The sequence below is a fragment of the Serratia sp. CY31944 genome, assembly GCF_052169175.1.
GTDB classification, from domain to species: domain Bacteria; phylum Pseudomonadota; class Gammaproteobacteria; order Enterobacterales; family Enterobacteriaceae; genus Serratia; species Serratia sarumanii.
In genome coordinates, this window is sequence record NZ_JBJNLG010000001.1 from 431,417 (window position 1) to 456,383 (window position 24,967).

The 24,967-nt window shown below is 60.4% G+C and carries 28 protein-coding genes; 19 read left to right on the forward strand and 9 right to left on the reverse strand.

Annotation, left to right across the window (positions count from 1 at the left end; all coding sequences use genetic code 11):
• Positions 1 to 9 precede the first annotated feature (9 nt).
• Positions 10 to 651 carry a GNAT family N-acetyltransferase gene (locus ACJ8IN_RS02085; RefSeq protein ID WP_077791457.1) on the reverse strand — a complete coding sequence of 214 codons (642 nt, stop codon included), beginning with the start codon at positions 649 to 651 and terminating at the stop codon, positions 10 to 12.
• 796 nt (positions 652 to 1,447) lie between these two features.
• Here ACJ8IN_RS02085 and rcsA point away from each other — a divergent pair.
• Positions 1,448 to 2,077 (forward strand): transcriptional regulator RcsA, encoded by a 630-nt coding sequence (gene rcsA / locus ACJ8IN_RS02090; RefSeq protein ID WP_033635078.1) that lies wholly within the window; start codon positions 1,448 to 1,450, stop codon positions 2,075 to 2,077.
• Positions 2,078 to 2,294: 217 nt separating this feature from the next.
• On the opposite strand, the gene dsrB is transcribed toward rcsA, so the two are convergent.
• Together dsrB and cspE are read right to left on the reverse strand one after the other, a co-directional pair.
• The gene (dsrB, locus tag ACJ8IN_RS02095) at positions 2,295 to 2,495 is read right to left on the reverse strand and encodes a protein DsrB (protein WP_033635079.1); all 201 of its coding nucleotides are present in this window, start codon (positions 2,493 to 2,495) and stop codon (positions 2,295 to 2,297) included.
• Between the two features lie 319 nt (positions 2,496 to 2,814).
• Positions 2,815 to 3,027: a transcription antiterminator/RNA stability regulator CspE gene (gene cspE, locus ACJ8IN_RS02100; RefSeq protein WP_004935122.1), complete on the reverse strand. Its 213-nt coding sequence runs from the start codon at positions 3,025 to 3,027 to the stop codon at positions 2,815 to 2,817.
• 376 nt (positions 3,028 to 3,403) lie between these two features.
• On the opposite strand from cspE, the gene ACJ8IN_RS02105 reads away from it, so the two are divergent.
• The 3 genes from ACJ8IN_RS02105 to ACJ8IN_RS02115 all read left to right on the forward strand — a co-directional run bounded on the left by ACJ8IN_RS02105 (position 3,404) and on the right by ACJ8IN_RS02115 (position 5,658).
• On the forward strand, positions 3,404 to 3,778 hold the full coding sequence (locus tag ACJ8IN_RS02105; protein ID WP_033635081.1) for a hypothetical protein: 375 nt from the start codon (positions 3,404 to 3,406) through the stop codon (positions 3,776 to 3,778).
• Positions 3,779 to 4,287: 509 nt separating this feature from the next.
• Positions 4,288 to 4,497 (forward strand): hypothetical protein, encoded by a 210-nt coding sequence (locus tag ACJ8IN_RS02110; protein ID WP_033647847.1) that lies wholly within the window; start codon positions 4,288 to 4,290, stop codon positions 4,495 to 4,497.
• Positions 4,498 to 4,650: 153 nt separating this feature from the next.
• A complete protein-coding gene (locus ACJ8IN_RS02115) occupies positions 4,651 to 5,658 on the forward strand; it encodes an NAD(P)H-quinone oxidoreductase (protein WP_060422353.1) in 1,008 nt (335 codons plus the stop codon).
• A 44-nt stretch (positions 5,659 to 5,702) separates the two neighbouring features.
• On the opposite strand, the gene ACJ8IN_RS02120 is transcribed toward ACJ8IN_RS02115, so the two are convergent.
• Positions 5,703 to 6,755: an SDR family oxidoreductase gene (locus ACJ8IN_RS02120; RefSeq protein ID WP_308325853.1), complete on the reverse strand. Its 1,053-nt coding sequence runs from the start codon at positions 6,753 to 6,755 to the stop codon at positions 5,703 to 5,705.
• A gap of 110 nt (positions 6,756 to 6,865) precedes the next feature.
• Here ACJ8IN_RS02120 and ACJ8IN_RS02125 point away from each other — a divergent pair, with 110 nt between their 5' ends.
• On the forward strand, positions 6,866 to 7,798 hold the full coding sequence (locus tag ACJ8IN_RS02125) for a LysR family transcriptional regulator (protein WP_308325854.1): 933 nt from the start codon (positions 6,866 to 6,868) through the stop codon (positions 7,796 to 7,798).
• 3 nt (positions 7,799 to 7,801) lie between these two features.
• Here ACJ8IN_RS02125 and ACJ8IN_RS02130 read toward each other — a convergent pair whose 3' ends face one another.
• From ACJ8IN_RS02130 to ACJ8IN_RS02140, 3 genes are all read right to left on the reverse strand, one after another.
• Positions 7,802 to 8,191 (reverse strand): YidB family protein, encoded by a 390-nt coding sequence (locus ACJ8IN_RS02130; RefSeq protein ID WP_197818823.1) that lies wholly within the window; start codon positions 8,189 to 8,191, stop codon positions 7,802 to 7,804.
• Positions 8,192 to 8,286: 95 nt separating this feature from the next.
• Positions 8,287 to 8,535, reverse strand: a complete 249-nt coding sequence (locus ACJ8IN_RS02135; protein WP_033635086.1) for a GlsB/YeaQ/YmgE family stress response membrane protein — start codon at positions 8,533 to 8,535, stop codon at positions 8,287 to 8,289.
• 14 nt (positions 8,536 to 8,549) lie between these two features.
• Positions 8,550 to 8,747 carry a DUF883 family protein gene (locus tag ACJ8IN_RS02140; protein ID WP_033635087.1) on the reverse strand — a complete coding sequence of 66 codons (198 nt, stop codon included), beginning with the start codon at positions 8,745 to 8,747 and terminating at the stop codon, positions 8,550 to 8,552.
• Positions 8,748 to 9,375: 628 nt separating this feature from the next.
• On the opposite strand from ACJ8IN_RS02140, the gene ACJ8IN_RS02145 reads away from it, so the two are divergent.
• Together ACJ8IN_RS02145 and ACJ8IN_RS02150 are read left to right on the forward strand one after the other, a co-directional pair.
• Positions 9,376 to 10,296, forward strand: a complete 921-nt coding sequence (locus ACJ8IN_RS02145; protein WP_033635088.1) for a Kdo(2)-lipid IV(A) acyltransferase — start codon at positions 9,376 to 9,378, stop codon at positions 10,294 to 10,296.
• Positions 10,297 to 10,474: 178 nt separating this feature from the next.
• A complete protein-coding gene (locus ACJ8IN_RS02150; RefSeq protein WP_060427372.1) occupies positions 10,475 to 10,894 on the forward strand; it encodes a VOC family protein in 420 nt (139 codons plus the stop codon).
• 15 nt (positions 10,895 to 10,909) lie between these two features.
• Here ACJ8IN_RS02150 and ACJ8IN_RS02155 read toward each other — a convergent pair whose 3' ends face one another.
• The gene (locus ACJ8IN_RS02155) at positions 10,910 to 11,104 is read right to left on the reverse strand and encodes a hypothetical protein (protein WP_060427371.1); all 195 of its coding nucleotides are present in this window, start codon (positions 11,102 to 11,104) and stop codon (positions 10,910 to 10,912) included.
• A 160-nt stretch (positions 11,105 to 11,264) separates the two neighbouring features.
• Here ACJ8IN_RS02155 and ACJ8IN_RS02160 point away from each other — a divergent pair, with 160 nt between their 5' ends.
• Together ACJ8IN_RS02160 and ACJ8IN_RS02165 are read left to right on the forward strand one after the other, a co-directional pair.
• Complete coding sequence (locus tag ACJ8IN_RS02160) at positions 11,265 to 12,818, forward strand: sensor domain-containing diguanylate cyclase (protein ID WP_060422369.1); 1,554 nt, start codon at positions 11,265 to 11,267, stop codon at positions 12,816 to 12,818.
• A 478-nt stretch (positions 12,819 to 13,296) separates the two neighbouring features.
• The gene (locus ACJ8IN_RS02165) at positions 13,297 to 14,190 is read left to right on the forward strand and encodes a Kdo hydroxylase family protein (protein ID WP_060422372.1); all 894 of its coding nucleotides are present in this window, start codon (positions 13,297 to 13,299) and stop codon (positions 14,188 to 14,190) included.
• Positions 14,191 to 14,231: 41 nt separating this feature from the next.
• Here the strand turns inward: ACJ8IN_RS02165 and paaZ are convergent, their stop codons facing one another.
• The gene (gene paaZ / locus ACJ8IN_RS02170; RefSeq protein ID WP_060422375.1) at positions 14,232 to 16,298 is read right to left on the reverse strand and encodes a phenylacetic acid degradation bifunctional protein PaaZ; all 2,067 of its coding nucleotides are present in this window, start codon (positions 16,296 to 16,298) and stop codon (positions 14,232 to 14,234) included.
• Positions 16,299 to 16,615: 317 nt separating this feature from the next.
• Between paaZ and paaA the strand changes: the two genes are divergently transcribed.
• From paaA to pcaF, 10 genes are read left to right on the forward strand one after another with little or no spacing between them, the layout of a single operon-like run.
• Positions 16,616 to 17,554, forward strand: a complete 939-nt coding sequence (gene paaA / locus ACJ8IN_RS02175) for a 1,2-phenylacetyl-CoA epoxidase subunit PaaA (protein WP_237726309.1) — start codon at positions 16,616 to 16,618, stop codon at positions 17,552 to 17,554.
• Between the two features lie 21 nt (positions 17,555 to 17,575).
• Positions 17,576 to 17,863, forward strand: coding sequence for a 1,2-phenylacetyl-CoA epoxidase subunit PaaB (gene paaB, locus ACJ8IN_RS02180; protein ID WP_103772248.1), 288 nt, complete (start codon positions 17,576 to 17,578; stop codon positions 17,861 to 17,863).
• Positions 17,864 to 17,871: 8 nt separating this feature from the next.
• A complete protein-coding gene (paaC, locus tag ACJ8IN_RS02185) occupies positions 17,872 to 18,630 on the forward strand; it encodes a 1,2-phenylacetyl-CoA epoxidase subunit PaaC (RefSeq protein WP_033635097.1) in 759 nt (252 codons plus the stop codon).
• A gap of 9 nt (positions 18,631 to 18,639) precedes the next feature.
• The gene (gene paaD / locus ACJ8IN_RS02190; RefSeq protein ID WP_033653577.1) at positions 18,640 to 19,137 is read left to right on the forward strand and encodes a 1,2-phenylacetyl-CoA epoxidase subunit PaaD; all 498 of its coding nucleotides are present in this window, start codon (positions 18,640 to 18,642) and stop codon (positions 19,135 to 19,137) included.
• A 13-nt stretch (positions 19,138 to 19,150) separates the two neighbouring features.
• Positions 19,151 to 20,209, forward strand: a complete 1,059-nt coding sequence (gene paaE / locus ACJ8IN_RS02195; protein WP_308325855.1) for a 1,2-phenylacetyl-CoA epoxidase subunit PaaE — start codon at positions 19,151 to 19,153, stop codon at positions 20,207 to 20,209.
• A gap of 8 nt (positions 20,210 to 20,217) precedes the next feature.
• Complete coding sequence (paaF, locus tag ACJ8IN_RS02200; RefSeq protein ID WP_033635100.1) at positions 20,218 to 20,991, forward strand: 2,3-dehydroadipyl-CoA hydratase PaaF; 774 nt, start codon at positions 20,218 to 20,220, stop codon at positions 20,989 to 20,991.
• A 3-nt stretch (positions 20,992 to 20,994) separates the two neighbouring features.
• Complete coding sequence (gene paaG, locus ACJ8IN_RS02205; RefSeq protein ID WP_049197270.1) at positions 20,995 to 21,786, forward strand: 2-(1,2-epoxy-1,2-dihydrophenyl)acetyl-CoA isomerase PaaG; 792 nt, start codon at positions 20,995 to 20,997, stop codon at positions 21,784 to 21,786.
• 2 nt (positions 21,787 to 21,788) lie between these two features.
• Positions 21,789 to 23,318, forward strand: coding sequence for a 3-hydroxyacyl-CoA dehydrogenase (locus ACJ8IN_RS02210; RefSeq protein WP_308325856.1), 1,530 nt, complete (start codon positions 21,789 to 21,791; stop codon positions 23,316 to 23,318).
• Positions 23,315 to 23,755, forward strand: a complete 441-nt coding sequence (paaI, locus tag ACJ8IN_RS02215) for a hydroxyphenylacetyl-CoA thioesterase PaaI (RefSeq protein WP_016927190.1) — start codon at positions 23,315 to 23,317, stop codon at positions 23,753 to 23,755. Before ACJ8IN_RS02210 ends, paaI begins: the two co-directional genes overlap by 4 nt.
• Positions 23,752 to 24,957 (forward strand): 3-oxoadipyl-CoA thiolase, encoded by a 1,206-nt coding sequence (gene pcaF / locus ACJ8IN_RS02220; RefSeq protein WP_308325857.1) that lies wholly within the window; start codon positions 23,752 to 23,754, stop codon positions 24,955 to 24,957. Before paaI ends, pcaF begins: the two co-directional genes overlap by 4 nt.
• Positions 24,958 to 24,967: the final 10 nt, after the last annotated feature.

The window sequence follows — 24,967 nt, forward strand, 5'->3', positions numbered from 1 at the left end:
CGCGGCGCATTACTCGCGTCGGAAGGCCTGCAATTGCCGTGCTTGCCGCCCGTCATCGCCGATGTTATCCGGCGATAGCCAGGCGGCAAACGCCGCGCGCCGCGCCGGCCATTCCCCGTCGACGATCGACAGCCAGTCGGTGTCGCGTGTGCGTCCTTTGACGACGACGGCCTGGCGGAACGTGCCTTCATAGCGGAATCCCAGGCGCTCGGCGGCCTGACGTGAAGGCAGATTGAGGCTATCGCATTTCCATTCGCAACGCCGGTAACCAAGATCGTCGAACAGGTGCCGCAGCATCAGGAAGATCGCCTCGCTGCCCAGCGCACTGCGCTTCATCAGCGGCGACCAGTTGATGGTGCCCAGTTCGGCCACGCCGTTGGCGGGATCGATGCGCAAAAAAGCGCAGGTTCCTACCGCGCGCCCGTTCGCCCGATCGATCACCACCATCGTGTTTCTGTCTGCGCTGGACGCCTGCGCCTGGAGATAACGTTGGAAATCTGCGCGCGACTGCGGGCGTTCCCAAAACAGATAGGTCCAGTCGCGATCGTCCTCGGCGGTTTGATAAGCCTGATAAAGCGCATCCCCCCAGCGCTCGAGGTTAAGCGGTTCCAGGCGGCAAAACCGCCCTTGCAGTGGCGTGTGGCCGGGCATGCCTGCCGGCTGCCAATGAGGGAGGGCTTCACCTATCGGCTGCCCATACTGATTCCGTCTCACCGCGGCATCCTGTTTTTTGAAAGGTGGAGAGGCAAGTTAAAACCAACGCGGGCCAGAGACAACTCCGACCTGCCATTCCTCCCCGGGGATCGGGCAGCAGGATGATAGTTTAGAAAAATCACTCAATCACCGTTAAACATTCACGAAAACTATTTCATGTGAAATAAATATCCAGATAACTCATTGTAAAACGGTGATTTATAGCAACAATTAAGCTACACATTCCAGCCAGAATGTTAACTTCTGTTTGTTGTTATGATAAAAAAAGGCGTGCTTATCATTTGCGTGAAAAGAAAAAAACACCGCAAAATAATGATTTTTATATGTAAAAATCCAAAGCATTCAGGGCGAGTGTTTTTTCACCGTTCAAGAAACGCACTGAAAGACCTCAAAAAAACGACACATGAATTTTTTTTAAGACTTTTCCTAGCAAACTAAAATTTTGTTTCGTGACATGATGAACAGATTCACGGCAAGCAATGCAGACAGGCTCGGGCGCCAAGCGCAAATCAGGCTCAACATGCCGAAGCTGGACGAACAGCAGATCGCCCTGACTTAAGCCAAACTTATAGATTCATGCAATTAATAAGTTTAGTATGAAAATATCATTGAGTGACGTCGTGTTTATTGATAGAACACTCGCTACACTGAATTATTGCTCCATTTTGCCTTTCGGCTTTTTAGGCTTTTTCTCATATTACCGCAGTAAAACGGATTTAAGTGGGGGTGCGATATGCCAACGATCATCATGGATTCATGTAGCTATACCAGATTGGGATTAACCGACTATCTGACTTCGCATGGCGTGAAGAAACGCCATATTAATGCCATCGAGGACATTGACAGCCTGCACGAAAAATGCAGCAAGTTGAATCCCAGCCTGGTGTTTATTAACGAGGACTGCTTCATCCACGAAGCGAACGCCACCGAGCGAATAAAACGGGTGATTTCACTGCACCCGGATACGTTATTCTTCATCTTCATGGCCATTACCAACGTACATTTCGACGATTATTTATATGTTCGCAAGAACGTCATCATATCGTCAAAATCCATCAAACCAGAGACTATGAATCAGCTACTTAGTCACTATCTCGAGAGAACGTCCCTACGGGCGGAGAAATCCTCTCTGGATCAAACGCCGGTAACGCTGAGCCAGACCGAATCGAACATGTTACGCATGTGGATGTCCGGTCAAGGCACCATCCAGATATCAGACCAGATGCAAATAAAGGCCAAAACGGTCTCTTCCCACAAAGGAAACATCAAGCGGAAAATAAAGACGCACAACAAGCAGATCATTTACCACGTTGTTCGTTTGACCGATACCTTGACCAGTGGAATATTTGTCAATAGCCGTTAAACCACAGAGAACGCCCCCACTCTGTTTGCCAGCCGTTAAATACCTGGTGATAATGTCATCTGGATATCAGATGCTGGCGCCCTTAAAAGAATACCTGCTGCGTTATCCCCCGCTAGCGCAACGGGTATTTTTTTGTCATCGATAAAAAGAATCTTACCGCTATGAAATAATCTCAAAACGGACAATTTCATTAGCAAATTAATGAGATTAGCCGAAGTTACTGCCCATGCTCGCGACAGGGCTCCACAAACGTGCCGTCACGGCTGTCGATTTCATTAAAAAACCATACGCCCGCCGGGTAGTCGTCAAGAGAAACCAGATACATGGTGCCTTCGTTGAACACCTCTACGGCCAAAATGATGCCTTCACGCCGCGGGCCGCCGTCTGTTTTTACCGTCACTCGATCGTTAACCTGCATACCATTCCCCATTATTTGCGATTGCCGTCAGTGTATTACAAAACCGAGGGCGATGGACACCGCCCTAGCCCTGCCGGCCTCTGCTATCAGCGTAGCAGCCGCCTGGATTTTCACTTTCTTAACGGTTTGGCCGCAGAATCTTAAACCAGTCTCGCGTAGCCTGTCTTCAGGCGTTTCCCCCCCCAGAGAAGCGCTCGCAAATGAAGAAGTAACAAGGAACTTTTGCCCGCAGACTTGCGGGCTTTTTTTCGCACCGCCGAATTTCAGACACAAAAAAACCCGCCGCAGCGGGTTTTTTTCAATCAGCGCCAGGCGCCAATTAGATAGCGGTAACGTTAGCCGCAGATGGACCTTTCGCACCGTTCTCGATAGAGAACTGTACGTTCTGGCCTTCAGCCAGGGTCTTGAAGCCTTGATCCTGGATAGCAGAGAAGTGTACGAATACGTCTTTGCTGCCGTCTGCTGGGGTGATGAAACCAAAACCTTTAGCTTCGTTGAACCACTTCACTTGACCTTTGATCATGTTAGACATGTCTAATTCCTTCAATAATAAATGTAAGCCGCCATGGGCGAGGTAGCCGGTCATCAGTTACTTATGGAGGCACTGGAAAGGAAATTCGTCAGAGAAGGGCTATCCGGGATAACGCTTTAAATTTGAACTACTTTACTCAAAATGTCGTGCATAAATAGGTCTGTACCACAGGCCGACATCATTAACTCACGAGCGCGCGGCAATAGCAACCTTTTTCGCCGCGATGGGGCGCTAATCTCGGCTAAACGCACAGGATTTGACCCCGTCTGCCGATGGAATCGCCGCCTGGCTCGCCCGTAACGCCCAAGGCAAATGATAGTAATTCTCGTTCTGCTGTTTTATAGTTGCCTGACGAAATCATTCAGGGAGAGTCACCATGCCGAGATGGCTTACATTGCCGGCCGCCAGTGCCATTCTGCTGGCCTTTGCCGCTTGCAGCGCCCCGTTGGGCGCGCTGGAGCTGAATTATCATCCGCCTGAACCCAGTATCTCCCCCGCCCCCAAAACTGCGCCGGAGCCGGGGCCGGCCCCCAAAGCAGAAAAACCGCCGATTGCCTGGGCAGAGGCGAGAGATAAAAGCGGTTTTCGCGTCGATATCGAGTGCGATCATCCAGGCTGCAGCAAACCGCGCGCCAAACCTTATCCCGCGTATGAAGGCCCGGTGAAGAAAACCGATCGCCGCCGCCAGTCCGATCCTTATTCCACCAATCAGGATCCCGATTACAACATTCAGTTGGGCTATGAGTGGTAGCGGCGCTTTCGGAGTAATACCTATATCAGCCGCCTTTGCCGCTGCATAGAATAGCGTCAGTTCACCACTCCTCCTGGTGTTGAACACAACAAGCTGTGTTGCAAATCTTTATGCGCCTCCCTATAGGCGCTTTTTTTTGCCTCGCCCTCACAGCGTCTTCCCGATTACAGATTGCTCTCATTGCCCCGCAGAGTGATCAATGTCACAAATACGCCTCCTTGCCATTCTTATTCGGAGGTAACGTTCATGGCCACAGGATCCCTTGCCCTCCTGGCCGTCTTGGCCGGCATTGCGGGCTTCGCCCTCTATAAACATTTAAAATCTCAGAAAAAAAGCACACTCATCCGCCCGTACGATCGGTAACCAACAACGCGCTTTCACCGCGAAGGCCCGGCACAACGCACGCCGCGCCTTCGCGGGCTGTCATGCTTTCATCACAAAATTGTCACACTATGGCCATATGATAATTCGCGTTTATCCGCTCTGGCTTAACACCAAGGATTTCGCCCATGACCATAATTAAAGCTGCAAACCATCAGGAAGCAGAAAAACTCATCCGCGCCGGCACCGCCAAGAAAATCGAACTGGCCTACGATATCGGCAGCGACGACTTCTTCCAGCTTGCCAGCCTGTGGTGCGATAAAGGCGCCAAGATCTCCAAAGGAAAAGACCACTTCATCGTCTCGTTGAAAGGGTTCCGCATCCCACCTAACGATTGATGCCCTGCCGCCCATCGCGGCGGCTTCGCCCCTTCCTCGCAAAACCGCTCTATTCGACCACGCGCGCCTCATTCGATTTCGCTAAGCTAACAGCAGACTTTATTGCGGACGTTTCGCCCGATAGCCACGTCCGCCACGATGAGGAGAGTGACCATGTCAACAAATGCAGCGCTGCCCGGCACGATGAAAGCGATTGAAATCAGCCAGCCGGGCGCCCCCGAGGTTCTGGTCGTCGCTGAACGCCCGGTGCCGGTTCCGCAAGCGGGCCAACTTCTGGTGAAAATCGCCGCCGCCGGCGTTAACCGCCCCGACGTGCTGCAGCGCCAGGGGAACTATGCGCCGCCGCCCGGCGCCTCGGATATCCCCGGCCTGGAAATTGCCGGCGAAGTGGTGGCCACTGGGGAAGGCGTGACCCGCTTCGCGCCCGGCGATCGGGTTTGCGCCCTCATCGCCGGCGGCGGCTATGCCGAATACTGCACCGTGCATGAAAGCAATGCGCTGCCCGTTCCTACGGGCCTGAGCCTGACCGAGGCCGCCGCGCTGCCGGAAACCTTCTTTACCGTCTGGGTCAACGTGTTCCAGCGCGGTCACCTCAAAGCCGGCGAGACCGTGTTGATCCATGGCGGCACCTCCGGCATCGGCACGGTCGCCACCATGCTGGCGAAGGCCTTCTGCGCTCAGGTGATCACCACCGTCGGCTCCGAAGAGAAACGTCAGGCCAGCCTGGCGCTGGGCGCCGACGTGGCGATTAATTACCGCAGCGAAGACTTTGTCGCACGCACCAAAGACGCCACCAACGGTAAAGGCGCCGACGTGATCGTCGACCTGATCGCCGGCGATTATGTAGCCAAAAACTATCAGGCCGCGGCGATGGAAGGCCGCATCGTGCAAATCGGCACGCAAAACGGCGTGGTGAAAGAGCTCAATCTGATGCCGCTGCTGTTGAAACGCCTGACCCATACCGGTTCGACGCTGCGTTCGCGCAGCGTGGCGGACAAAGCGCAGATCGCCGCCGAGCTGCGCGAGAAGGTTTGGCCGCTGCTGGAGCGCGGCGTGCTGAAGCCGCAAATTTTTAAAACCTTCCCGCTTGAGCAGGCCGCCGCCGCGCATGCGCTGATGGAGTCCAGCGAGCACATCGGCAAGATCATGCTGACGTTCTGACCCCATTCCCCGCGGCCGGTGCTGCGGGGAAACCGATGCCACGCTCAGGGGATGATGCCGCGACGGCGGAACTCATCGAACAGCGAGAAAAACATGGCTTCGGTTTCGACGAACTGATGGAAACCGAAGCGCCGCGCCTTGCTGCCGTCCGCGAACATGTCATAGTCCCAGGAAAAGACGAAATCGGCGAAGCGCCAGCCGGCCACCGCGTGATAGTCCGGTTCGGCCAATTGGTGCCGCTGCACCAGCTCGCGCCACAGCGGCGCTTTGTCCGCCATCATGCTCTCCAGCGGCATCGGCAGCGGCGGCGCACATTCCAGCCCAAAGTAAGCGGCGATTTTCGGCCACATCTCGCTCCAGCGAAACAGATCGCCGTTGTTGATATTAAACGCCTGATTGGCCGCCGTCGGCTCGGTCGCCGCCCACAGCGTGGCGCGCGCCAACAGCCCGGCGTCGGTCATTTCCAGCAGGCTGTGGTAAGCGCCCGGTTTACCGGGGAAGCGCAGCGGCAACCCGAGCGCTTTGCTGATCGACGCGTAAACCGCGATGCTTAACGCCAGATTCATCGGATTGCCGAGGGAGAAGCCCCCCACCACGCTCGGGCGAATGGCGCTCCAGCGCCAGCGCTTGCCGACCTGCCGCTGCGCCAGATACTGTTGCTGCGCCACGTTAAACTCCGGCGGCATATGCCCGGCGTCGCTTTCGCGCGCCGGCGTTTTAAACGGCCCCAAATGCGCGCCATACACCTTATAGCCCTGCATCAGACTGATGTGCTCCAACGCCGGTGCGGCCGGCTCCAGCCCTTCGACGACGTGTTGCAACATCTGCAGGTTCGGCACCACCAGCCCCGCCCAGTCCGGCGCATCCTGATAGGCGGCATAGAAAACGTGGCTAATCGCGCTCAGCGGCCGCAGCGCGTCGCGCGTCGCCGCCGCATCCAGCAGATCAACCTGCAGGTGGCGCACCCCCGGCGCCGGTTGCCCACCCCGGCGCGAGACGCCCACCACTTGCCAGCCCTGGCCGGTCAGCTCCTCAATCAATCGGCGCCCAATCACGCCATTGGCGCCGATCACCAATGCCTGTCGCTTTGCATTCATCTTGCCACTCCTCGGGTTGTTGATGCCCTGAGTGTTATTGATTAGCGATGCTTGCGTTAGAGCAGTATTGGCACTAACACTTATAAGAAAAATCTATAGGCAAGATCGACATGGATAAACTGAACGCAATGAAAACCTTTATGCGGGTGGCGGAGCTGGGCAGCCTGTCGGCCGCCGCTCGCGATCTGCGTTTGACGCAGCCGGCGGTCAGTCAGCAAATCGCCGGCCTGGAGCAGCGACTGGGGGCCCAGCTGCTGTTTCGCAGCACCCGGGCGGTCACCCTGACCGATGCCGGCAGCGGTTATTATCAGCGCCTCAAACCGATTCTGGCGGCGGTCGACGAAGCGGAAGAAGCGCTGCACGGCCAGCGCCACCAGTTGCAGGGCAATCTGCGCATTCACGCCCCGACCGGGTTCGGGCAGTTGCACGTCACACCGCTGGCCATCGCTTTCCAGCGACGTCATCCGAACCTCGCCATCGAGCTGCTGCTGGACGATCGCCTCGCCGACGTGATCGGCGAAGGCATCGACGTAGCGCTGCGTTTCGGTGAACTGCATGCGCCCGGCATGGTGGCGAAACGTTTGGGCGAGCTGCAACGCCTGCTGGTGGCGTCACCGGCCTATCTGGCCAGGCATGGCGCGCCGCGTTCCCCGGCGGAGTTGGCGAAACATGCGCACATTCGTTACAGCGGCCTGAACGACGGCGATACGCTCACCCTGTTCGGCCCGCACGGCCCCGAGACGGTTGATCTGCGGCCCACGTTCCGCGCCAACAATACGCTATCGCTGCTGGCAGCCATTGAGGCTGGGGCCGGCATCGGCGGCGCTCAACGGCCTTTAATCGCCGAACAGCTGGCGACGGGGGCATTGGTGCCCGTTTTGCCGGAATACCGCTACCCGCCCATGGCGCTGCACGCGGTCTATCCCGCCTTGCGTTTTATTCCGGAGAAAGTGCGCGCCTGGGTGGCGCATCTGCAGCAGGCGTTGACGACGATCGAGGGGATCAGCGGAGTGAATGCCCCCGGCCAGACGCCGGGAGCCTAATCATTATTTGAACAGTTTACCGACCATGTCGCCCAGCTCGTTGCTGTCTTGCTGCACTTCACCGTTTGGCGAGGCGGCATCGGTGACCGTTGGCAAGAACTGTGCAATGGTGCTGGACGCCTGAGCCGGATCGATACCCAGCTTTTCAGCCAGTTGGTTGATGGCGTCGCTACCCAACGCCTGCTGTACTTGATCGCCGGTAATCGGCTGATTTTCGCCATTGCCGAGCCAGGAACCGACGATATCGCCGAACTGCCCCTGACGGAATTTGTCCAAAATAGCCTGCAGGCCGCCTTGTTGCTCGACCCACTGCATAATGGCGATGTAGTCGATGCCTTTGCCGTTGGCGCCGCCGCCCAGAATGTTACCCAATACGCTATCGAACAGACCCATGATATTCCCCTTTCAGCGAGTGCGGACTGCGCCGCGCCGCCGGATTGATTTCACGAAAAAGGGCCGCCGCGGCGACCCTGTTGAGCAATGGCTGCTTAGCCTTTGATCTTCCTGTAGACAAAAAGCACCACCAGGGCGCCGATTACCGCCACCACAAAGCTGCCCAGGTTAAAACCGTCAACGCGGCCCATACCGAAGAAGGTGCTGATATAGCCGCCGACTACGGCGCCCACGACCCCCAATATAACGGTCACAATAAAGCCGCCGCCGTCTTTGCCCGGCATAATCCACTTGGCCAGGATACCGGCGATTAAACCAAAAATGATCCAGGAAATGATGCCCATCTTTACTCTCCCTATTACCTTTTGCCTAACAGAAATCCTATTACCAGGCCCACGACGGCGCCGGCGCCTATCCCTGCCCAAGGGTTATCCTTGATGCAGGCACATGATTGCTCGAGCGCTGCCTTTACGCCGCTGCGCACTTCGCAGGCGGTGGTTTTCACGTAGTCGCTCGGTTGCTCAACACCGTTTAGATCGTCATTTTCATATGACATGTCAAATCCTTACAGACCAACCCTCTGAGAATCTCGTCACATGTTTCGCGCCAGGCGCCGTCCGCTCCACGATCTTGCTCTGGGCAACCTGCCCGCTGCCGCTCAATGCAGAGGCGTACGGCGACAAACGCATAACTTCACACTATGACTATAGTAAAAAATCAGCGGTTTACCCATTTCCGTCCGTCTGAATTTCACCGTACAAAAAACGATCTGATTTCATCCTGCTGTCATCTCGCGAGGCTAAACTTTAAACAAATCCTCCTGGAGGAAACGCCGATGTTCAATGCCCCTTTTGTCCTGATTCTCGCGCTACTGTACGCACTGGCCGCCGTTTGGGACGGTTCCGCCGCGTTATTGTTTCATTAAGGTTACATAGCAGTTGTCACTTTTGCGATGCGCTTAATTGTGTCTTTATTTTTCAATTTCGCCAGTCGTTTGAAATAGCGGCAAATATCTGCCATTCCCTCGGTAAAAATCCTATCTCTCCCCGTTTTTCGCCTGCGCTTAACTAAAGCGTAAAAAAAGCATTAATGGAAAATCCTATTTAGCTCAGAATGTTCTACCATTCGCCCTATGAAAATTTGGGTTAAGGTCCCATTGGAAAAGACAAGGAATCACAGGAAAAATGCTTTCTAACCAACGCTTTGAGCGCGAATTCTTGCGCCCTCGTTATTGGTTGCTGTGGATAGGGTTGGGAATACTCTATCTCTTGGTATTACTGCCCTACCCGCTCATTTATCGACTCGGACACGGCCTTGGCAGAATAGCCATGCGCCTGATGAAACGCCGGGTAAAAATAGCGCGCCGCAATTTAGAGCTCTGCTTCCCCGCGATGCCCGCCGCCGAGCGCGAGGCGCTGATCGTCAAAAATTTTGAGTCCGTCGGTATGGGCCTGTTCGAAGTCGGCATGGCCTGGTTCTGGCCCGACTGGCGCATCGCCCGCTGGTTCAAGGTGAGCGGCATGGAAAACATGCGGCTGGCGCGTCAGGGCGGCAAAGGCGTTCTGCTGATCGGCCTGCATTTTCTGACGCTGGAACTGGGCGCGCGCATTTTCGGCATGCAAAACCCCGGCATCGGCGTGCATCGCCCGCACAACAACAGGCTGATGGAGTGGGTACAGACCCGCGGCCGGCTGCGCTCGAATAAATTCATGCTCGATCGTAAAGATATCAAAGGCATGATCCGCAACCTGAAACAGGGCGAAATCCTGTGGTACGCGCCGGATCACGATTATGGGCCGCAAAGCAGCGTGTTCGCGCCGCTCTTCGCCGTGGAAAACGCCGCCACGACCACCGGAACCTTTATCCTGGCGCGCATGGGGCGGCCGTCGATCGTGCCTTTCGTGCCGCGCCGCCTGCCAGATGCTCAGGGCTATGAGCTGATCGTGCAGCCGCCGTTGACAGACTTCCCGCTGGATGATGAAACGCGCGCGGCGGCCAAGATGAACCGCGTGGTGGAAGAACAGGTGCTGCTGGCCCCCGATCAGTACATGTGGCTGCACCGCCGCTTTAAAACCCGCCCAGCCGGCGAGCCGTCGCTGTATTGACCGCCCTTGCGCCTTCGCCCGTCATGCCGGCGGCGAAGGCGCACTCACCTCGCACAAGCATTCTGCGCCAGGGGAACTACACTAATAAGTCACCGACGGCAATTATTGCCGCCAGCAACCATTTCTTCCTGCCCGAGGGCCGGTCGTTGCCTGTCGAGCCACAACCGAGGTCAATGTCATGCTGGTACAACCCTATCTGTTTTTCAGCGGTAACTGTGAGCAAGCGATTAACTTCTACGAACAGCAGTTGAATGCCAAAATTGAAATGGTCATGCGCTATAAAGACATGCCCGAAGAAGCCCGGCAAGACGGGCCGCAGGACGTCAATCCGGAGGCGATCATGCATGCGCGCCTGCTGATCGGCGACGGCGTACTGATGGCCTCCGACGGCTGCCCGCAAGATGACGGCAGCGGCGCTTCTCATAAAGGCTTCTCGCTGTCGCTGAACCCCAGCGATGCGGAGCAAGGACGCAAACTGTTCGACAATCTGGCGCAGGGCGGCCAGGTGACGATGCCTTACCAAGCCACCTTCTGGGCCAAAGGCTTTGGCATGCTGACCGACAAATTCGGCGTCAACTGGATGATCAACGTCGAATAACCCGTCATGGCGCCGCTAGCCATAGCGGTGCCAGTCATACGCCGCCTTGGCGAACAGCACGAACAGCAGCGCCAACAGCGCCAATCCCAACCGCCAATAGGGCGACCGGCGCCGCCGCCAGGCGAAGTAGATCATCACCGCCAGCGTCCCCAGCGTAAGGGGGTAATACACCGCCAGCGTCAGTAAAGCGATAATGATGTAATCCGACATGGCTCTTTCACTCCGCAGTATTCACCCCGCCGCTGATACGGGGTGCAAACGCCCTTTCTCGCTATCGCCACGTTAAGGGCTAGAGGTCTGGCGCATTTATGCATAAAATATAAGATTGCTCTTAACTCAAATTGAATAGTAATCAAACAACAAGGGTGACATGACTCAGCAGCAACCCATACAGGATGCCGTGCCGGCGCGCAGCGCTAAAAGCTCCCCATTATTATTTCAGGCCGGCGTGTTTGTCATCATCGTTGCCGCCACGCTGATCCTCTTTAACAGCTGGCAAATCTGGAACGCGCATCAGCGCGATCTGCGCAGCGCCGAGCATGAGTCCGCCAACCTCGCCCGCTCGCTGGCACAGCATGCCGACGATACTTTCATGCAGGTGGACGGCAACCTGCTCGATCTGACCGAACGTCTCCAAACCGACGGGTTGGGCCCATCGCAGCTAACGCGGCTGCAGCGCGTCATGCAGACGCAGGTCGGCAACCTGCCGCAGCTGCACGGGCTGTTTCTCTACGATGCGCGCGGCCGCTGGCTGGCGACCTCCTCGGGCAAATTCATCAAGAACGCCAACAACGCCGATCGCGATTACTTCAAATACCATCAAAACCGCGACGGCGGCGGCCTGTACATCGGCAAGGTGATCCGCAGCCGCACCACCGGCGATCTGATCATTCCCGTTTCGCGGCGTTTCAACAATTCGGACGGCAGCTTTGGCGGCGTGGTGCTGGCGACGCTGTACGTCGATTATTTCCGCCAGTTTTACGACAGCTTCGCCCTCAACACCGACGCCTCACTGAACCTGCTGCTGGCGGACGGCACCATCCTTTACCGCCGCCCTTACTCGGCGGCGTCGATCGGTAAAAACATCGCCAAGGGCGTGTTGTTCAGCGAAATTTTACCGCATTCGGAGTTCGGCAACGCCACCATCACCTCGCTGTACGACAAAGTGGAGCGCATCTACGGCTATTCGCGGGTCAACCGCTTTCCGCTGGTGATCGCCGCCGGGTTGTCGAAACGCGACGCGCTGGCGGACTGGCGCACCGACGCCGGTCTGTTCGCCGCGGGCGGCCTCTCGCTGCTGATGATCCTGTTGGCGATGGGCATGGTGCTACTGCGGCAAATCAAGCACAGCATGCAAACCGAAGCCGAGCTGATGCGCACCCGCGATCAGTTGACCAGCATCAACCAGATGCTCGAAGAGCTGGCGCTGCTGGACGGCCTGACCGGGCTGGCCAACCGCCGCCAGTTTGATATCGCGCTGAAGAACGAGCTGGCGCGGGCTTCGCGCAACTACCGCAGCGTGGCGCTGCTGATGCTGGATATCGACTATTTCAAACAGTACAACGACAGCTACGGCCACGTCGCCGGTGACCAGTGCCTGCAGCAGATCGGCCAAACGCTCAAAGGGTTGGCCTGCCGCAGCAACGACGTCCTGGCGCGCTACGGCGGCGAAGAGATGGGGATTATCCTGCCGGATACCGACGTGCAAGGCGCACTGATTTTCGCCGAGCGCGTTATCAACGCGGTGCGCGATCTGAAAATTCCGCATCAGGGCAACCCGCACGGCATCGTTACCATCAGCATCGGCATCTGCGCCAAAGTGCCGCATATGTATAACGATACGCCGATCAGCTTTATCAATGAGGCGGACAGTGCGTTGTATCAGGCCAAGAAAAAAGGCAAAAACTGCATTTACGGCGCTTAACCAATAATCGGGTCACCAAGATTTGGCGGCCCGATTTATTCGCCAGAAAAATGAAGTAGTTCCCTCACGAAACATTATTTCACCGGTTTACCCTGCACTCTGAACAAAATAACGGAAATAATAAGCAGTATATTTATTTTCATTACAATTCAATAAGATAAAACACGCTATTCAGCAGGCAATTTGTGCCTTTTTTGATTATTCGTGCCTATACCTTGCCTCGTTTATACCCCGTTTACTTTTCATTGGCATTGCCGGTGATACCCTTATCAGGATTATTCTATCTATCAGGAAGCCATCGCACGCTTCGGCGCATTGCGCCCTGCTGATACAGCCATAATAGAACCCACAAATTTCACGTTGCCATTGGGCGGCCTGCTGACGCCGCTCCAGCCAGCCACTGCGCAAGCCAGTGCAGCCAATCACGCGGCAACCTGAAAAGCAGGAATAAAGCGATATAGATTTGCAAGGAGATCTCATGCCTACTGGCGATATTATGCACGAACAGGCCGTCCTGACGCTGTCGTTGCGACAATGGGCGGCAGCGGAAGCATCCAGCGCGGTCAACGAACTGGAACAGGGCAAGGTGCTGTTTCTGCCCGAACTGGCCTTCACCCTGTCTGAACAGGAAATGCCGCTGCTGGATCCGACATTGGTCGACCCGAAGCGCAAAAACATCAGCTACCAACCGCTGTCCGGCAAGCTGAGCGGCGTCGCCGTCGCGGAACGCCGGCAGCAGGTTCAGCAATTGCTGGAACGCTATTACCAATCCTGCCGCCAGCTGATCGCCGGGCTGTTGCCCGAATATCAGGAGGCGCTGCACCACCCGACCGGCAGCCTGCGTTTACATCCGGTTTCCGCCTGGCGAGCGGCCAGTTCCTGGCGCAAAGACGACAGCCGGCTGCACATTGACGCCTTCCCGTCACGCCCGAACTACGGCGAACGCATTCTGCGCATTTTCACCAACATCAACCCGCACGGCGAGCATCGCCAATGGCGGGTCGGCGAGCCGTTCCCTGAGCTGGCGGCACGCTTTATGCCGCGTCTCGCTCGCTACTCCGCCTTCGGCAGTTGGCTGCAGCACCAGGTGCGCATCACCAAAACCCGCCGCAGCCATTATGACCACCTGATGCTGCAGTTGCATGACGCCATGAAGGCCGACGGTGATTATCAGCAACGGGGGCCGCAGCTGGCGCTGACGTTCTCGCCGGGCAGCAGCTGGATTTGCTTCTCTGATCAAACGCCGCATGCCGCGATGGGCGGCCAGTTTATGCTGGAACAGACCTTCCTGCTGCCGGTGAATAAGATGCAGGATCCGCAGCGTTCACCGCTGAAAGTGCTTGAACAGCTGCGCGGTCAGCCGCTGATCTGAATGATTTACCGCCGCCGGGAGCCGGCGGCGGCAAACGCGCATCACGCCTCGAAGTCCCCCTGTTGGCGCGCCACCAGCGTCAGAATGCTGTACAGCGCCACCGGCTGCTGTTGCTGATTCAACACCTGCACATCCCACACCACCACGCCGTGCGGGCGATCTTCGGCGGTTTTCTGCGGCTTGCGGATTTTCTTTTTGCAGGTCAACCGCACCTGAATGGTATCGCCGATCTTCACCGGCTCGATAAAGCGCAGATTTTCCATGCCGTAGTTGGCGATCACCGGCCCGACGGCGGCGTCAACAAACAGCCCGGCCGCGGCGGACACCACAAAGTAACCGTGCGCCACCCGCTCGCCGAACAGCGAGTCGGCGGCGCCGATCTTGTCCATGTGCGCGTAGAAATGGTCGCCGCTCAGGCAGGCGAAGTTAACGATATCCGCTTCGGTCACGGTGCGGCGCGCGGTCAACAGGCTATCGCCCAGCTGCAGCTGCTCGAAGTATTTCCGGAACGGATGCACCGGATGCTCGGCGACCGGCGCGCCGCGCACCCATTCGCCGCCGATGGCCGCCAGCATCGCCGGGCTGCCCTGGATCGCCGTGCGCTGCATATAGTGTTTCACCGCGCGCAGCCCGCCCAGCTCTTCACCGCCGCCGGCGCGCCCCGGGCCGCCGTGTACCAGCATCGGCAGCGGCGAACCGTGGCCGGTGGACTCCGCCGCCGCCCGCTCATCCAAAATCAACATGCGGCCGTGGGCGCAGGCCGCCGCGCGAATGAAGCGCGTGGCCAATGCCGGATCGGCGGTCACCAGCGAGCCCGCCAGGCTGCCCTGCCCCAGCAACGCCAGCGCGATCGCCTGTTCGGTATCCGCATACGGCATCAGCGTCGCCACCGGGCCGAAGGCCTCGGTGCCGTGCACCGCCTGATGGGTGAACGGATCGGCGCAATACAGCAGTGTCGGCGGATAAAACGCCCCGCCGCGCGCGCCGTCGCCCAGCACCTCCAGCTTATCCAGCGCCGCGCCACAGAGCGGTTCGCAGCCGTTGCGCAGCAGGAACTCCACCTTGCTTTGCACATCATCACGCTGCTCGTGGCTGACCAACGCCCCCATGCGCACCTGCTCCAGCTGTGGGTCGCCCACCGTCACCCCCGCCAGGCGCTGCAGCAAGGCCTGACGCACCGCCGCCACCTGCGCCGCCGGCACGATGATGCGGCGGATCGCGGTGCATTTCTGCCCCGCCTTGGCGGTCATTTCACGGCACACTTCTTTGATGAACAGCGCAAACTCGGGCATTTCCGGCGTCACGTCTTCCGCCAGCACGCAGCAGTTGAGCGAATCCGCCTCCATGGTGAACGCGATCGATTTATCCAGCAGGCGCGGGTGTGCCCGCAGCCGCTGCCCGGTCTGCGCCGAACCGGTGAAAGTCACCGCATCCTGGTAATCCAGGTGCGCAAACATGTCGCCGACGCCGCCGCAAACCAGCTGCAGCGCCCCTTCCGGCACCAGGCCGCTATCGACGATCAGCCTGACCATCGCCTGCGTCAGCTGCGCGGTGGCGGTGGCCGGCTTGATGATGGCCGGCATGCCCGCCAGCCAGGTCGGCGCCAGTTTCTCCAGCATGCCCCAGCACGGGAAGTTGAAGGCGTTGATGTGCAGCGCCACGCCGGGGCGTGAAGTGAGCACGTGGCGGGCGGCGAACTGCGCCTGTTTCGACAATGGGATCAGCTCGTCTTCCGGCCACAGGGTATCGTCCGGCAGCTCGCGGCCGGCCATGCCGGCATAGGCGAACAGCGTGGCGATGCCGCCCTCGATATCGACCCAGCCGTCGCTGCGCGTCGCCCCGGTTTGATAGGAAATCTGATACAGCGCCTCTTTATGCGCCAGCAGGTGTTTGGCTACCGCTTTCAGCATCTGGGCGCGCTGCTGGAACGTCATGTGCGCCAGCGCCGGGCCGCCGCGGCTGCGGGCATAGTCCAGGCTCGCCGCCAACGGCAGGCCGTCGGAGCAGACCTGGTACAGCGCTTCGCCGGTCACCGCGTGGCGGATTTCGCGCGCCTCTCCCTGCCCGTACACCCAGGCGCCAGAAAGATAACTGTGTAACTGCTGCATGTGCCCTCCGAAATTCATAAATTTTCACCATACAGCTTAATTACGTATCATATAAATGCCAGTCGAGGCCAAATCAAATTTTAACAAAAAGAGAACAAAAGGCGTTTTCAGATCGCTTAACCTGCCATAAACAAGTAATTAATCACTTTCTTTATCAAAGGAAATCAACAAAATAACAAATAACCTTGTGAGTAACCTCGCAAAACCACATTAATTACGTTTGATCTTTTTGTTATCAGTTTGTAGCCTTATGGTTAGTTAAAGTGATTCACATTTTTATGTTTAATGTGAAAAATACGAATCACCAAGAGGCAAGCATGACAACTGACGCACAGTATCAGCAGCATTTCGACGACAAGATCGCGGCGGATATCGCCATTGAGGCCAAAGACTGGATGCCGGACGCCTACCGTCAGAACCTGATTCGGCAGATTGGCCAACACGCCCACTCGGAAGTCATCGGCATGCTGCCGGAAGCCAACTGGCTGACGCGCGCCCCCACGCTGCGCCGCAAAGCGGTGCTGCTGGCCAAAGTGCAAGATGAGGCCGGCCACGGTCTGTACCTCTACAGCGCCGCCGAAACCCTCGGCTGTTCGCGCCAGGACATCTACCAAAAGATGCTCGACGGCAAGATGAAGTACTCCTCTATCTTCAATTACCCCACGCTCAACTGGGCGGATATCGGCGTGATCGGCTGGCTGGTCGACGGCGCCGCCATAGTCAACCAGGTGGCGCTGTGCCGCGCGTCCTACGGCCCCTATGCGCGGGCGATGGTGAAGATCTGCAAAGAGGAAAGCTTCCATCAGCGCCAAGGCTACGAGGCGGTAATGGCGATGGCCAACGGCAGCGACACGCAGCGCGCCATGCTGCAGGACGCCATCGATCGCTTCTGGTGGCCGGTGCTGATGATGTTTGGCCCGAGCGACGCCGACTCCCCCCACAGCGCCCAGAGCATGGCGTGGAAGATCAAACGCCACAGCAACGATGAGCTGCGGCAGAAGTTCGTCGACAACACCGTGCCGCAGCTTGAAGCGCTGGGCATGACGGCGCCGGATCCGGAGCTGCGCTGGGACACCGCCGCCGGCCACTATCGTTTCGGCGAAATCGACTGGAGCGAGCTGCATGAGGTGATCAAAGGGCGCGGCCAATGCAACCACGAACGCCTGCAGGCCAAACGCCGCGCCTGGGAAGACGGCGCCTGGGTGCGCGACGGCGCCATGGCCCACGCCGCGAAAAACGCCGCCTCCGCCGCATAGCCAACATAAGGAACCGAGATCATGAGCCACGTTGAATGGCCGCTGTATGAAGTGTTTATCCGCAGCAAACAAGGGCTGGCGCATCGCCACGTCGGCAGCCTGCACGCCGCCGACGACCAAATGGCGCTGGAAAACGCCCGCGACGCCTACACGCGCCGCAACGAAGGCTGCTCGATCTGGGTGGTGCAATCGCACCATCTGATCGCCTCGCAGCCGGAAGATCGCGGCGCGTTCTTCGATCCGTCCGAAGACAAGATCTACCGTCATCCGACGTTTTACACCATTCCCGACGGCATCAAGAACATGTAGAGGCGACCATGACGGTTAACGATCCGCGCATCAGCTATTTACTCCGCCAGGGCGACACGCCACTGATCCTCGCCCAGCGCCTGTGCGCCTGGTGCGGCCACGCGCCCGAGTTGGAAATCGATCTGGCGCTGGCCAACATCGGGCTCGATCTGCTCGGCCAGGCGCGCAACTTCCTGGGCTACGCCGCCGAACTGGCCGGCCCGCCCTGCAGCGAAGACAGCCTGGCCTTCGGGCGCGACGAGCGCCAGTTTCATAACCTGCTGTTGGCGGAGCAGCCGAACGGCGGTTTCAACGACACGCTGGTGCGTCAGTTCCTGCTCGATGCCTACCACGTACAGCTGCACCAGGCGCTGAGCCGCAGCCGCGACGCGCAGATCGCCGCCATCGCCGCCAAGTCGCTGAAGGAGGCCGATTACCACCTGCGCTTCAGCCACGGCTGGATGATCCGCCTTGGCGACGGCAACGACGTCAGCCACCGCAAGATCCAGCAATCGCTGGATAACCTGTGGCGCTTCACCGCCGAGCTGTTCCACGCCGACGCGCTAGAGCTGGAACTGGCGGAACAAGGCATCGCCGTCGATCCCCGCGAACTGCAGGCCCCCTGGCAAGCGCAGGTGGAAGAGACGCTGCGCCAGGCGACGCTGGCGCTGCCTGCCGAGCAGGCGTTCCGGCACGGCGGCAAGCAAGGCCGGCACAGCGAACACCTCGGCCCGCTGCTGGCGGAAATGCAGTTCCTGCAGCGCGCCTATCCAAACGGGCAATGGTAGGAGGCCGCGATGAACGTCACCCGTTTGCAACCCGCCGAAATTCCGCAGATTTGGCACTGCCTGCAGCAGATCAGCGATCCCGAGCTGCCGGTGCTGTCGATCACCGATTTGGGCATGGTGCGCGACGTGGCGCGCGACGGCGCGGGCTGGCGCGTGACCTTCACCCCGACGTACTCCGGCTGCCCGGCCACCGAATTTCTGCTCAACGCCATCGAGCAGCGGCTGGCGGCCGCCGGCTTCAGCCCGGTGCAGGTGGACATTCGCCTCAGCCCGGCCTGGACCACCGACTGGATGAACGCCGACGCCCGCGAGCGGCTGCGGCAATACGGCGTAGCGCCCCCGCAGGGCCACACCTGCGATCGGCCGCACGCCCACGGCCCGGTAGCCTGCCCGCGCTGCGGCAGCACCCACAGCGAGAAGATCAGCGAGTTCGGCTCCACCGCCTGTAAAGCGCTGTACCGCTGCTGCGACTGCCGGGAACCGTTCGATTATTTCAAATGCATATAGGAGCGCTGACACCATGACGGTCTTTCATCGCCTGAACGTCGCCGCCATCGAGCGCGAAACGCCGGACGCCGTAGCCATCACCCTGCGGGTGCCCGAAGAGCTGCAAAACCAATACCGCTATACCCCCGGCCAGCACCTGACGCTCAAGGCGTTGGTCAACGGCGAAGAGTTGCGGCGTTGCTATTCCATCTGCAGTTCGCCGCAGGAAGGCCTGCTGCAGATCGGCGTGAAGGCGATTGATCAGGGGCGCTTCTCCGGCTTCGTCAACCGCATGCTGAAGGTCGGCGACGCGCTGGAGGTGATGGTGCCGCAGGGGCGCTTCGGCTACCAGCCGCAGGCAGAGCGCCACGGCAACTACCTGGCGATCGCCGCCGGCTCCGGCATCACGCCGATGCTGTCGATCATCAAGGCGACGCTGCAGCTCGAACCGGGCAGCAGCTTCACCCTGATCTACGGCAACCGCAACAGCCGTTCGATGATGTTCAAAGAGGCGCTGTCGGATCTGAAAAACCGCTACCCGCAGCGTTTTCAGCCGCTGTACCTGTTCAGCCAGGAAAGTCTCGACAGCCCGCTGCTCAGCGGCCGTATCGACCGCGAACGCCTCGCGGCGATCGGCGGCGCGCTGCTGGATTTCCGCGACTATGACCACGCCTTTATCTGCGGGCCGGAATCGATGATGAACGACGCGCAAACCGTGCTGGAACAGGCCGGCGTCCCGGCCAACCACATCCACAGCGAGCGCTTCAACACCAGCGGTTTGGCCGCCCGCCCGCGCCACAGCGGCGATCGCAACGCCACCCGGGTGGCGATCCTGCTCGACGGCCGCCGGTTGGATATCGAGATCGGCGAACAGGACGACAGCATTCTCGACGCCGCGCTGCGCCAGGGCGCCGACCTGCCCTATGCCTGCAAAGGCGGCGTCTGCGCCACCTGCAAATGCCGTCTGAAGGCCGGCAAGGTGGAGATGGGCGTCAACTATAGCCTGGAGCCGGATCAGCTGGCTGCGGGCTACGTATTGAGCTGCCAGTCGTGGCCGAAAGGCGACGGCGTGGTGTTGGACTTCGACGTCTAGGAGCCGCGATGGACACCCCCTTTATTTTGCATCAGCAGCAGCACCGCGTGGTCACGCTGACGCTGCATCGCCCGGAGGCGCGCAACGCCCTGAGCACGCCGTGCCTGGAACAGCTGGTTGCACGGCTGGAGCAGGCCGACGCCGACAGCGGCGTGGGCGCCGTGGTGATCGCCGGTGCGGCGCGCTTCTTCGCCGCCGGCGCCGATCTGCGCGAACTGCAACAGCAGGATCTGCCGGCCGCGCTGGCGGATCGCCGTCCGCAGCTGTGGCAGCGTCTGGCGCAGTTCAGCAAGCCGCTGCTGGCGGCGGTGAACGGTTATGCCCTGGGCGCCGGCTGTGAGCTGGCGCTGGCCTGCGACATCGTCATCGGTGGCGAAAGCGCCCGCTTCGGCCTGCCGGAGATCACCCTCGGCCTGATGCCGGGCGCCGGGGGCACCCAGCGCCTGATCCGCTGCGTCGGCAAGTCGCGCGCCAGCCAGATGGTGCTGACCGGCGAGCCTATCGACGCCCGCACCGCGCTGCAGGCCGGTCTTATCAGCGAAGTGTGCGTCGATGCCCTGACGCTGGAACGCACGCAGCAGATTGCCGATCGCATCAGCCGTCAGGCGCCGCTGGCGCTGCGCGCCGCCAAACAGGCGCTGAAACAGGCCGAGGAAACCGGTCTCAGCCAGGGGCTGGCGATGGAGCGTCAGCAGTTCGTCACCCTGGCCGCCACCGACGATCGCCGCGAAGGCATCGCCGCCTTTTTCGAAAAACGTACGCCAAACTATCAGGGGCGCTGATTTATGGATAACGCATTGATTCTCAGCCATCTCGACGCCGGCGTGTTGACGCTGACCCTCAACCGGCCGGATCGGCTCAACAGCTTTAACGACGAGATGCATCGCCAGCTGAGCGAAGCGCTGACGCAAGCCGAGCGCGACGACAGCGTGCGCTGCCTGCTGATCGCCGGCGCCGGGCGCGGTTTCTGCGCCGGGCAGGATCTCAACGATCGCAACGTCAGCGCCGATCAACAGGCGCCGGATCTCGGTCTGTCGGTCGAACGTTTCTACAACCCCCTGATCCGTCGCCTGACCGCCCTGCCGAAGCCGGTGGTGTGCGCGGTCAACGGCGTGGCGGCCGGCGCCGGCGCCGCGCTGGCCCTGGCGTGCGATATCGTCATCGCCGCCGACAATGCCAGCTTCATTCAGTCGTTCTGCCGTCTGGGGCTGGTACCTGACTCCGGCGGCAGCTGGTTCCTGCCGCGGCTGGCCGGCCACGCCCGCGCGATGGGCATGGCCATGCTGGGTGACAAAATCAGCGCCCAACAGGCGCTGGCGTGGGGCATGATCTGGCAGGTGGTGCCGGCGGATGAATTGGCCGACCACACGCAAACGCTGGCGCGCCATCTGGCTACCCAGCCGACCTATGGCCTGGGGCTGATCAAAAAAGCCCTCTACAGCTCGGCCACCAACAGCCTCGATCAGCAGCTCGATCTGGAGCGCGATCTGCAACGCCTGGGCGGTCGCAGCGACGACTATCGCGAAGGCGTCAGCGCGTTCTTTGCCAAACGCACGCCCAACTTCAGCGGGAAATAGCCATGAATGCGCCCCTTCTTAACGGCCAGGTGGCGGTGATCGGCGCCGGCACCATGGGCATCGGCATCGCCCAGGTGGCCGCCGCCGCCGGCCATCCGGTGCGGCTGTTCGATATCGCGCCCGCCGCCGCCCAGCACGCGATCGACGATCTCGCTCGCCGCCTGCGCCAGCGGGTAGACGGCGGCAAGGCCGACGCCGCGCCCACCGAAGCGCTGCTGGCGCGCCTCGAACGCGCCGACTCGCTCGAGCAGCTGGCCGACTGCACGCTGGTGATTGAAGCGGTGGCGGAAAATTTGGCGATTAAGCAGAGCCTGTTCCGCGATCTGGAGGCGATCTGCTCGCCCACGACGCTGTTCGTAAGCAATACCTCTTCGCTGTCGATCACCGCCATCGCCGGCGCGCTGCAACATCCGCAGCGCATGGCCGGGCTGCACTTCTTCAACCCGGCGCCGCTGATGAAGCTGGTGGAGATCGTCAGCGGCCTGGAGACCGGCGCCGAGACCCTCGCCGCGCTGCAGGCCCTGGCGCAGCGCTGGGGTAAACAAAGCGTCGTATGCCGCTCGACGCCGGGATTTATCGTCAACCGCGTGGCGCGGCCGTTCTATGCCGAAACCCTGCGCGCGCTGGAGGAACGGGTGGCCGACGCCGCCACGCTGGACGCGGTATTGCGCGACGCCGGCGGTTTCGCCATGGGCCCGCTGCAGTTGACCGATCTGATCGGCCAGGACGTCAATTACGCCGTGACCGAATCGGTGTATCAGGCCTTCTATCAGGATCCGCGCTTCACGCCCTCACTGGTGCAGCAGGAACTGGTGGCGGCCAGGCGCCTCGGCCGCAAGTCCGGCCGCGGTTTCTACCGCTACGACGCACCGCGATCCGCCGCCGCGATCGCCTTTGCGCCTCTGGCGCAGGCCGCATTGCCGCAACGCGTTACGCTGCACGGCGACTGGTCTTCGCTGGCCGATTTGGCGGAACTGTTGATCGAAAATGCGGGGGCGATCAAACAACCCGGCCAGACCAGCCCGCACGTCACGATCGACGACGTTACACTGATGTTAACCAATGGTAAAACCGCCGGCCAGCTGGCCGACGAACGTGGAACGCCCGTGGTGCTGTTCGATCTCTGTGCCGACTATGCGCACGCCTCCGCCATCGCCATCAGCTGCGCGGCGCAAAACGATGCGCAACACAATGCCAAAGCGATTCGCCTGCTGCAGTCCCTTGGCAAGCAGGTCATTCAACTGCCGGATTACCCCGGCCTGCTGACGATGCGCACCCTGGCCATGCTGGCCAACGAAGCGCTCGACGTGGTGAACAAAGGCGTCGCCAGCGCCGAAGATACCGATCTGGCGATGCTGCGCGGCGTCAACTATCCGCGCGGCCCGCTGGCCTGGGGCGCCGCGCTCGGCTGGTGCCACATTCTGGCGACGCTGGAAAACCTGCAACGCTATTACGGCGAAGCGCGCTATCGCCCGATGCCGTTGCTGCGCCGCTACGCTTCCCCCGCCTCTTTCCCAGGAGCCGAACGATGAACGCCAATACGCCGCGCGCGCTGGCTCAGCGCTGCGCCGAACAGATGTTCCAGCAAGATACCTGCGCTCAGGCGATGGGAATGCACATCGACGCCGTCGACGCCGGATACGCTCAGGTCAGCATGACCGTCGGCCCGCAGATGCTCAACGGCCACCAGACCTGCCACGGCGGCCAGCTGTTCAGCCTGGCGGACACCGCCTTCGCCTACGCCTGCAACAGCCAGGGGTTGGCGGCGGTGGCCTCCGGCTGCAGCATCGACTTCGTCCGCCCGGCGCTGGCCGGCGACCGCCTTACCGCCAGCGCGGCGGTGCGCCATCAGGGCAAAGCCACCGGGCTGTATGACGTCGAAATCGTTAACCAACTGGGCAAAACCGTCGCCTGGTTCCGCGGCCGCGCGCACCGCCTCGGCCACAGCATTTTAGGAGATCAGGCATGAATCAGGCATTTATCTGCGACGGCGTGCGCACCCCGATCGGCCGCTATGGCGGCGCGCTGGCCCAGGTGCGCGCCGACGACCTGGCCGCCCTGCCGCTGCGCGTGCTGTTGGAACGCCATCCGCAGGTGGATTGGGCGCAGCTGGACGACGTGATCCTCGGCTGCGCCAACCAGGCAGGGGAAGACAACCGCAACCTGGCGCGCATGGCGCTGCTGCTGGCCGGCGTGCCGGTCGGCGTTTCCGGCACCACGGTGAACCGCCTGTGCGGTTCGGGCCTGGATGCGCTGGCGATGGCGGCGCGCAGCATCAAGGCCGGCGACGCCGGGCTGCTGCTGGCGGGCGGCGCGGAATCGATGACCCGTGCGCCGCTGGTGATGGGCAAGGCCGACAGCGCCTTCAGCCGCCAGGCGCAGCTGTACGACACCACCCTCGGCTGGCGCTTCGTCAATCCGCGGATGCAGGCCGAGTTCGGCACCGATTCGATGCCGGAGACCGCCGAAAACGTCGCGGCACAGTTCAACATCAGCCGCGCCGATCAGGACGCCTTTGCGCTGCGCAGCCAGCAGCGCGCCGCCCGGGCGCAGGCGCTGGGCCACCTGGCGCAGGAGATAGCCCCCGTCAGCCTCAGCGGCAAAAAAGGCGCGGTGACGCTGTTTAGCCAGGATGAACACCCGCGCCCCGACACTACCCTCGAGCAGCTGCAGGCGCTGAAAACCCCGTTCCGTCAGCCCGGCAGCGTCACCGCCGGCAACGCCTCAGGCCTGAACGACGGTGCGGCGGCGCTGATCGTCGCCTCCGAAGCGATGGCGGCGCGCCAGGGGCTGACGCCGCGCGCGCGCATCGTTGCCACCGCCACCTGCGGCGTAGAGCCGCGGCTGATGGGCATCGGCCCTCTGCCGGCCACCCGCAAGGTGCTGGAAATCGCCGGGCTGAGCCTGGCGCAGATGGACGTTATCGAACTGAACGAAGCGTTCGCCGCCCAGGCGTTGGCGGTGATGCGCCAGCTTGGCCTGCCGGACGATGCCCCGCAGGTCAACCCCAACGGCGGCGCGATCGCTCTGGGGCATCCGCTGGGCATGAGCGGCGCGCGCCTGGCGCTGGCCTCCCTGTTTGAACTGGAACGGCGAGCCGGCCGCTACGCGCTTTGCACCATGTGCATCGGCGTCGGCCAGGGCATCGCCATGATCATTGAGCGTGTCTGACCCCTGAGGC

Excerpts from the sequence above, each read along its gene's own strand:
- pcaF (WP_308325857.1), top strand. The coding sequence starts at position 23,752 with ATGAATCAGGCATTTATCTGCGACGGCGTGCGCACCCCGATCGGCCGC.
- rcsA (WP_033635078.1), top strand. The coding sequence starts at position 1,448 with ATGCCAACGATCATCATGGATTCATGTAGCTATACCAGATTGGGATTA.
- paaF (WP_033635100.1), top strand. The coding sequence starts at position 20,218 with ATGGACACCCCCTTTATTTTGCATCAGCAGCAGCACCGCGTGGTCACG.
- paaB (WP_103772248.1), top strand. The coding sequence starts at position 17,576 with ATGAGCCACGTTGAATGGCCGCTGTATGAAGTGTTTATCCGCAGCAAA.
- ACJ8IN_RS02140 (WP_033635087.1), bottom strand. The coding sequence starts at position 8,747 with ATGTCATATGAAAATGACGATCTAAACGGTGTTGAGCAACCGAGCGAC.
- cspE (WP_004935122.1), bottom strand. The coding sequence starts at position 3,027 with ATGTCTAACATGATCAAAGGTCAAGTGAAGTGGTTCAACGAAGCTAAA.
- ACJ8IN_RS02085 (WP_077791457.1), bottom strand. The coding sequence starts at position 651 with ATGCCCGGCCACACGCCACTGCAAGGGCGGTTTTGCCGCCTGGAACCG.
- ACJ8IN_RS02165 (WP_060422372.1), top strand. The coding sequence starts at position 13,297 with ATGCCTACTGGCGATATTATGCACGAACAGGCCGTCCTGACGCTGTCG.
- ACJ8IN_RS02105 (WP_033635081.1), top strand. The coding sequence starts at position 3,404 with ATGCCGAGATGGCTTACATTGCCGGCCGCCAGTGCCATTCTGCTGGCC.
- ACJ8IN_RS02150 (WP_060427372.1), top strand. The coding sequence starts at position 10,475 with ATGCTGGTACAACCCTATCTGTTTTTCAGCGGTAACTGTGAGCAAGCG.
- paaI (WP_016927190.1), top strand. The coding sequence starts at position 23,315 with ATGAACGCCAATACGCCGCGCGCGCTGGCTCAGCGCTGCGCCGAACAG.
- ACJ8IN_RS02130 (WP_197818823.1), bottom strand. The coding sequence starts at position 8,191 with ATGGGTCTGTTCGATAGCGTATTGGGTAACATTCTGGGCGGCGGCGCC.
- paaC (WP_033635097.1), top strand. The coding sequence starts at position 17,872 with ATGACGGTTAACGATCCGCGCATCAGCTATTTACTCCGCCAGGGCGAC.
- paaE (WP_308325855.1), top strand. The coding sequence starts at position 19,151 with ATGACGGTCTTTCATCGCCTGAACGTCGCCGCCATCGAGCGCGAAACG.
- paaD (WP_033653577.1), top strand. The coding sequence starts at position 18,640 with ATGAACGTCACCCGTTTGCAACCCGCCGAAATTCCGCAGATTTGGCAC.
- ACJ8IN_RS02135 (WP_033635086.1), bottom strand. The coding sequence starts at position 8,535 with ATGGGCATCATTTCCTGGATCATTTTTGGTTTAATCGCCGGTATCCTG.
- ACJ8IN_RS02145 (WP_033635088.1), top strand. The coding sequence starts at position 9,376 with ATGCTTTCTAACCAACGCTTTGAGCGCGAATTCTTGCGCCCTCGTTAT.
- ACJ8IN_RS02110 (WP_033647847.1), top strand. The coding sequence starts at position 4,288 with ATGACCATAATTAAAGCTGCAAACCATCAGGAAGCAGAAAAACTCATC.
- paaA (WP_237726309.1), top strand. The coding sequence starts at position 16,616 with ATGACAACTGACGCACAGTATCAGCAGCATTTCGACGACAAGATCGCG.
- ACJ8IN_RS02210 (WP_308325856.1), top strand. The coding sequence starts at position 21,789 with ATGAATGCGCCCCTTCTTAACGGCCAGGTGGCGGTGATCGGCGCCGGC.
- ACJ8IN_RS02120 (WP_308325853.1), bottom strand. The coding sequence starts at position 6,755 with ATGAATGCAAAGCGACAGGCATTGGTGATCGGCGCCAATGGCGTGATT.
- ACJ8IN_RS02160 (WP_060422369.1), top strand. The coding sequence starts at position 11,265 with ATGACTCAGCAGCAACCCATACAGGATGCCGTGCCGGCGCGCAGCGCT.
- ACJ8IN_RS02155 (WP_060427371.1), bottom strand. The coding sequence starts at position 11,104 with ATGTCGGATTACATCATTATCGCTTTACTGACGCTGGCGGTGTATTAC.
- ACJ8IN_RS02125 (WP_308325854.1), top strand. The coding sequence starts at position 6,866 with ATGGATAAACTGAACGCAATGAAAACCTTTATGCGGGTGGCGGAGCTG.
- paaZ (WP_060422375.1), bottom strand. The coding sequence starts at position 16,298 with ATGCAGCAGTTACACAGTTATCTTTCTGGCGCCTGGGTGTACGGGCAG.
- dsrB (WP_033635079.1), bottom strand. The coding sequence starts at position 2,495 with ATGCAGGTTAACGATCGAGTGACGGTAAAAACAGACGGCGGCCCGCGG.
- ACJ8IN_RS02115 (WP_060422353.1), top strand. The coding sequence starts at position 4,651 with ATGTCAACAAATGCAGCGCTGCCCGGCACGATGAAAGCGATTGAAATC.
- paaG (WP_049197270.1), top strand. The coding sequence starts at position 20,995 with ATGGATAACGCATTGATTCTCAGCCATCTCGACGCCGGCGTGTTGACG.